This is a genomic window from Endozoicomonas sp., from assembly GCF_051008435.1.
GTDB lineage: Bacteria > Pseudomonadota > Gammaproteobacteria > Pseudomonadales > Endozoicomonadaceae > Endozoicomonas_A.
This window is the reverse complement of sequence record NZ_JBPCXO010000140.1, coordinates 1-4,448: the sequence shown is the minus strand read 5'-3', so window position 1 is coordinate 4,448 and position 4,448 is coordinate 1. Positions and strand designations below refer to the sequence as shown.

The following is a 4,448-nucleotide window of genomic DNA, read 5'->3' as shown; positions in this document are numbered from 1 at the left end:
TGGCGCTCCTATAGAAGTCATCAAACAGTACGTTCAGCAGCAGAGAACACCGCATTAGTCGGCTATCGCCGACGAGCTTACATCCCCGCACTCAAAGTACGGGGTTTTACGCTCAACCGATAATGTCGTCGCTGGTCACAATCGTCATGCCTTCAACTAGACATTGAGCAATTAGGATTCTGTCAAAAGGATCCTTGTGTATCATAGGAAGATCTGCAACCTTATCCGCATGGAGAAAATTGATCGATAAAGGTTTAAAACTAAGAGAAGTAATAACCTCTGAAAGGTTTGCATTCAGCTTTAACTTGCCAATTTGTTGCTTAATTCTCACTTCCCAGATTGAGGCAGAGCTGACATAAACTTCATTGCTGGATGAATTGAGTTCTTCAATCACCTGACTGGCAATCTGTAGATCTCCATTCAACCAACGAAGCAGTGCACAAGTATCCAGCAAATACTTCATTGATCAGAATCCCCATAGAACTGATCAACTATATCGTCAGGAGTAGTATCAAAATCTTCCGATATTTCAATCTGCCCCTTCAAAGCACCAAACCCTCTACTTTCAGGCTGCTCTTCATAGGGAACCAGCCTCATAACTGGCTTGTTTCTCTGAGTGATGACGATATCGGCATCTTCTTCAAGTGCTAGCCTGACAAGCTCTGAGAGTCTACTTTTTGCCTCATGCATTCCAACGGTAATTTGTTGCGAATCAGACATAAAAAAGCACCTTAGCTAATTAAACTAGATTCAGTTTAGCCCTTTAACAAGGGCTGGAATCTACAATCAGGTACTGTTTAGAGAGAGGTCAAGCTAGCTCTTCATCATTATGCAAATCCATAATAGAGTCACTGCGCTCATTTGCTCTGGTTTCTTCATTTCTGCTGGCAGCAAGACGTTTAAGATATTCGCTGTCGATACCTCCGGCAATGTACTTGCCATCAAACACAGAACAATCGAAATCGGTAATTTGAGGATTCAGTGACGACACGATTTTCTTCAGGTCATCCAGGTCCTGGAAAATCAGTCGATCCGCGCCAATCTCTTGCTCGATTTCCTTATCAGTGAGTCCGTAAGCAATGAGCTCTTCTGATGTAGGCATATCTATCCCATAGACATTAGGATAACGGATGGCGGGGGCCGCAGAGCTGAAATAGACATTCTTTGCACCGCTGTCTCTTGCCATCTCAATGATCTGCTGACAGGTTGTACCCCTGACAATAGAGTCATCAACCAACAATACATTTCTGCCTTCAAACTCCTGACGGATCGCACTCAATTTCTGGCGAACTGATTTTTCACGAACTTCCTGGCCCGGCATAATAAATGTACGGCCAATGTAACGGTTTTTGACAAACCCTTCTCTGTACGGAAGTCCTAATCTAGTGGCTATTTCCAGTGCAGAGGTACGGCTGGTATCCGGAATGGGCATAACTACATCAATATCATGTTCTGGCCACTCTCTCAGAATCTTGTTGGCCATAATCTGCCCCATTCTCTGATGCGCCTGATAGACAGGAATGCCGTCAACAATAGAATCTGGACGCGCCAAATAGACATACTCGAACATACAGGGATGCTTAACGCCCTGGACACACTGGAAAGTATGCAATTGATTCTGAGAGTCAATGAACACGGCCTCACCCGGCTCTACGTCACGAATCACTTCAAACCCGGAAGCACTCAGAGCCACTGACTCAGAAGCAATCATGTATTCAGTGCCCTTTTCACTCTCACGCTTACCAAAGATTAAAGGACGAATACCATAAGGATCACGGAAACCAATGATGCCATGGCCCTTGATCATAGCCACCACGGCATAGCCACCTTCACAGCGTTCATGAACTCTGCGAACCGCCTTGAAGAAGTCTTCCGGCATGGGTTGTAGCTTGCCTGACTGCACCAGTTCATGGGCGAAAACATTGAGAAGAATCTCTGAATCTGAGCTGGTATTGATATGACGCAAGTCTGTTTCGAACAACTCCTGTTTGATGCTTTGTGCGTTGGTCAAATTGCCATTATGCGCAAGGGCAATACCGTAGGGAGAGTTGACATAGAATGGCTGGGCCTCAGCTGAGCTGGAAGAACCCGCAGTAGGGTAACGAACATGAGCAATACCCATGTGCCCTACCAGCTTTTTCATATGCCGGGTTCTAAAGACATCACGGACCAGGCCGTTATCTTTCCTCAGGTAAAAATGACCACCACCCAAGGTCACCATTCCGGCTGCGTCCTGCCCCCTGTGCTGAAGCACGGTCAGCGCATCGAACAACAGCTGGTTAACATTCACTGTCGCCGAAATACCGACAATTCCACACATTTATAACATCCTCAGGCTTGATCAGCGGCTCAGAAGCATTGCTGCGGAACCCTGAAAATCAGAAAACCCTGACTTTCTGTCCCAGAACTGTCTTTAGAGCCCATTTTCTCTCAAGAGTTCACTGGAAGCCTCCCCCGGAAGTTTGCCTGTTCCCGGGAAGCTCTTCAGAGATAAATTCAACCGGCCTGCAGTACGGGTTCAACCCACTGGACCACTGTTTGCTTGGACCAGTCTGCAAGCAGCAAAAAGTGCGGCAATAATACCGAATCTTGCCATGCTTCGTCATTCTCTAATGGAGCAAATGTCATTAATCCCACAACCAGAACCACAAGAAGACAGCCCCTGAGCCCACCAAAAACCATGCCCAGCATCCGGTCAGTCCCAGTAAGGCCGGTAGCTTCAACCAGTTCTGCAAATAATCTGTTAACCAATCCACCTACCAACAAAGTGGCAACAAAAAGTAGAAGGGATGCACAAATTACTCGAACAGAAGGAGTCTCTACATACTGGGTCAGCAAGTTGGCTACACTGCCATTGAAAGTCCAGGCCACAAAAATAGCCACCAACCAGGTCAGAAGTGAAAGCACCTCCCTGAAGAACCCCCTCTTCAGGCTGATTAAAGAAGAAACAATAACAATGGCGGCAATGACCCAGTCGATCCAGGTAAAGGTCAAAGGAGTACTCCTGCACTAATCTTGAATCAGACCAGACTATCGGTTTTGGAACGCTTACTCAACATACAAAAAAGCCCGTCTCACTGGACGGGCTTTTTTATGCAACTGTTCACTCTACTATTCGAAAATTATTCTGGATTCGTTCTTTTTCATAAAAGCTTCACCGATGAACTTCACCTGATCAAGATCATCCATATTTTTGAAAGGACCATGTTCTTTTCGGTGTTTGACTATTTCCTCTGCCGTTCGTTTGCCTACGCCTATGAGCTTGTCGTCCAGCTCCTGAACAGTAGCTGTATTAACATTAACGACCCATTCTTTTTCCTGGCTGTTAGCCAGAGAGATGGAGGAGAATATCAGAAAGGCAGCTGTTGTAAGTGCAACAATCATTTTCTTCATGGCGCGAACTCCTTGTGGCCATTAAAAACTTGATTTTGATTTTCATCAAAACCGTTATTTCAGTTCTAGACCGATTTTCTAAATAACCAAAGCCCAAGCCTGAAATAATTTTCAGTTTCTCCTTCAAACTAAGGTAAGTGACTGATTTCCCATCACTCCGTAATCTTCTAACCTTACGACTGACTTGGACACAACGACAGTATTTTGACTATCTACCTATCAAGTTATGCAGATACACCTCAAATGTCACTAATCAAACTTTAGTCATTCCCTTCACAGAAGCAGATAAATAGCCATAGCAAGAAGAAAAATTCTTTACGCCCAGGATATTAAAGATGACAAAGCGAAATATTTTTCACAGTAAAAGTAAGATAAACTTAATCTATTCTCTATAGCCATAGAAAGCAGGTGAAAATATGCGCGACCTATACGACACCGACTTCTACAGCTGGACAGAACGGCAAGCGCAGCTGATTCGAGAAGGCCGTCTTTCCGAGCTGGACCTGGAGAATATCCTGGAGGAAATTGAAAGCATGGGCCGCAGTGACTACAGAGCTTTACAATCTCGTCTGGGAATACTTTTTATGCATTTATTGAAATGGGAGTACCAGCCTGAAAAAAGGCAAACAGGTCACAGCTGGGAACACACCATTCGTGAACAACGAAAACAGGCACGGCGGATTCTGCAGGACTCTCCAGGTTTAAAAGGCAAAATTGAAGCCATTCTTCCTGTCGCATATAAAAGAGCCATTGAAGACGCCGCTGAAGAAACGGGTCTATCGCCTTCCACCTTCCCCCAAGAGCGCCCCTGGAGTTATGAACAGGCTATGAATCCGGAGTTCTGGCCTTGACATCCTCCCCGCGCTAAAGGACGGGGATTCCTACAGCTAGACGGTCATGCCCGACTGCAAGAATGTTTCTTGCTGCGTTTACGTCACGCAGATGTTCAGCTCCGCACTCTGAACAGACCCATTCTCTTATTCCAAGACCTGCCCTACCTTTCGGACTGCTGTTGGGTATTTTTCGACAGCACGAACAAGTCTGGGTGGAGTAAG

7 protein-coding genes are annotated in these 4,448 nt (G+C 45.6%); 1 reads left to right on the top strand and 6 read right to left on the bottom strand.

Features of this window, described 5'->3' with window-relative positions; translation table 11 throughout:
- Nucleotides 1-112: 112 nt before the first annotated feature.
- From ACR2PX_RS06525 to ACR2PX_RS06505, 5 genes are all read right to left on the bottom strand, one after another.
- Nucleotides 113-463, bottom strand: coding sequence for a type II toxin-antitoxin system VapC family toxin (locus ACR2PX_RS06525; protein ID WP_433998556.1), 351 nt, complete (start codon nucleotides 461-463; stop codon nucleotides 113-115).
- Nucleotides 460-720 carry a type II toxin-antitoxin system Phd/YefM family antitoxin gene (locus tag ACR2PX_RS06520; protein ID WP_433998555.1) on the bottom strand — a complete coding sequence of 87 codons (261 nt, stop codon included), beginning with the start codon at nucleotides 718-720 and terminating at the stop codon, nucleotides 460-462. Before ACR2PX_RS06520 ends, ACR2PX_RS06525 begins: the two co-directional genes overlap by 4 nt.
- Before the next feature lie 88 nt (nucleotides 721-808).
- The gene (gene purF / locus ACR2PX_RS06515; RefSeq protein WP_433998554.1) at nucleotides 809-2,320 is read right to left on the bottom strand and encodes an amidophosphoribosyltransferase; all 1,512 of its coding nucleotides are present in this window, start codon (nucleotides 2,318-2,320) and stop codon (nucleotides 809-811) included.
- 176 nt (nucleotides 2,321-2,496) lie between these two features.
- Nucleotides 2,497-2,994 carry a CvpA family protein gene (locus tag ACR2PX_RS06510; protein ID WP_433998553.1) on the bottom strand — a complete coding sequence of 166 codons (498 nt, stop codon included), beginning with the start codon at nucleotides 2,992-2,994 and terminating at the stop codon, nucleotides 2,497-2,499.
- 117 nt (nucleotides 2,995-3,111) lie between these two features.
- Nucleotides 3,112-3,393, bottom strand: a complete 282-nt coding sequence (locus ACR2PX_RS06505) for a ComEA family DNA-binding protein (protein ID WP_433998552.1) — start codon at nucleotides 3,391-3,393, stop codon at nucleotides 3,112-3,114.
- A gap of 416 nt (nucleotides 3,394-3,809) precedes the next feature.
- Between ACR2PX_RS06505 and ACR2PX_RS06500 the strand changes: the two genes are divergently transcribed.
- On the top strand, nucleotides 3,810-4,244 hold the full coding sequence (locus ACR2PX_RS06500) for a DUF29 domain-containing protein (RefSeq protein ID WP_433998551.1): 435 nt from the start codon (nucleotides 3,810-3,812) through the stop codon (nucleotides 4,242-4,244).
- Between the two features lie 13 nt (nucleotides 4,245-4,257).
- On the opposite strand, the gene ACR2PX_RS06495 is transcribed toward ACR2PX_RS06500, so the two are convergent.
- On the bottom strand, nucleotides 4,258-4,448 hold a 191-nt coding region (locus tag ACR2PX_RS06495), incomplete at its 5' end, for a zinc ribbon domain-containing protein (RefSeq protein WP_433998550.1).

What these genes read in the sequence shown, in the direction of transcription:
- ACR2PX_RS06525 (WP_433998556.1), bottom strand. Translation starts at nt 463, where the DNA reads ATGAAGTATTTGCTGGATACTTGTGCACTGCTTCGTTGGTTGAATGGA.
- ACR2PX_RS06520 (WP_433998555.1), bottom strand. Translation starts at nt 720, where the DNA reads ATGTCTGATTCGCAACAAATTACCGTTGGAATGCATGAGGCAAAAAGT.
- purF (WP_433998554.1), bottom strand. Translation starts at nt 2,320, where the DNA reads ATGTGTGGAATTGTCGGTATTTCGGCGACAGTGAATGTTAACCAGCTG.
- ACR2PX_RS06505 (WP_433998552.1), bottom strand. Translation starts at nt 3,393, where the DNA reads ATGAAGAAAATGATTGTTGCACTTACAACAGCTGCCTTTCTGATATTC.
- ACR2PX_RS06500 (WP_433998551.1), top strand. Translation starts at nt 3,810, where the DNA reads ATGCGCGACCTATACGACACCGACTTCTACAGCTGGACAGAACGGCAA.